Origin of the sequence: Streptomyces mutabilis (genome assembly GCF_014649815.1) — a bacterium.
Taxonomy (GTDB): domain Bacteria; phylum Actinomycetota; class Actinomycetes; order Streptomycetales; family Streptomycetaceae; genus Streptomyces; species Streptomyces mutabilis.
In genome coordinates this window covers 1-920 of record NZ_BMTT01000110.1, presented here as the reverse complement: position 1 = coordinate 920, position 920 = coordinate 1, and the positions used below count along the sequence as shown (strand labels likewise).

The following is a 920-nucleotide window of genomic DNA, read 5'->3' as shown; positions in this document are numbered from 1 at the left end:
AGGATCTCATCGCTTAGCATATGGCGATAATAGAAAGAGAAAATGACATCTGGCTTCATCTCACGAATACGCTCAATCCATAATGGATGATTAACGTTTTCTGGAGCAAACACGGTTAATCCCATTTCTGCGCTAACACGCGCTACGGATGAGAAGAAATGATTTTCGTTAGGATCGTCAGTATGGGTAAATACAGCTTGAATATCGAAACCCGCTTTTTCAAGTGCTTTTAAACCAACACAGCCAATATCATGATAGGCAAATACTATTGCTTTCATTAGTCTTCTTCCTGATTTTTGTTGGGTTTTTTAACGCCAACCACTTTTTGGATAAAATACCGAGGACGCGCTCTTACATCATTATAAATTCGGCCTATATATTCACCTAATAGACCCATTGCAACGAACTGCGCACCGATAAACATGAATAAGATAGCAAAGAGTGTAAACACTCCGTCTGCCGCCCAAATTGCACCGAAAATAAGTCGTAGTACAATCAGTAATACGGCAAGTAAAAAGCCGGCAACAGCAATCACACTACCTACGACACTTAATAAACGTAATGGTGCAGTTGTCAGACAGGTTAATAAGTCGTACATCAAATTGATGAGTTTTAAGAAACTGTATTTTGAATCACCATATTCACGCTCAGCGTGAGCGACTTCAATTTCAATCGTACGACGAGCGAAGGTATTCGCTAAAATTGGGATAAAAGTACTACGCTCATGGCATTGCAACATCGCATCAATAATATGACGACGATATGCTCTTAACATACAACCATAATCCCCCATTGAACGACCTGTTGCCTTGGTTATCATGGCATTAATCATTTTAGAGGCCGTTTTACGAAACCACGAATCTTGACGGTTACGGCGTCGAGTTCCGACAACATCATACCCCTCTTCTGCGGTTGCCACT

General features: G+C 40.9%; 2 protein-coding genes. Both read right to left on the bottom strand.

Annotation, left to right across the window (positions count from 1 at the left end):
- On the bottom strand, positions 1-278 hold a 278-nt coding region (locus tag IE142_RS39655), incomplete at its 3' end, for a hypothetical protein (protein WP_229831213.1).
- Positions 278-920, bottom strand: a 643-nt coding sequence (locus IE142_RS39650; RefSeq protein WP_191889416.1) for an undecaprenyl-phosphate 4-deoxy-4-formamido-L-arabinose transferase, incomplete at its 5' end; no start/stop codon positions are given. The genes IE142_RS39655 and IE142_RS39650, both read right to left, overlap by 1 nt.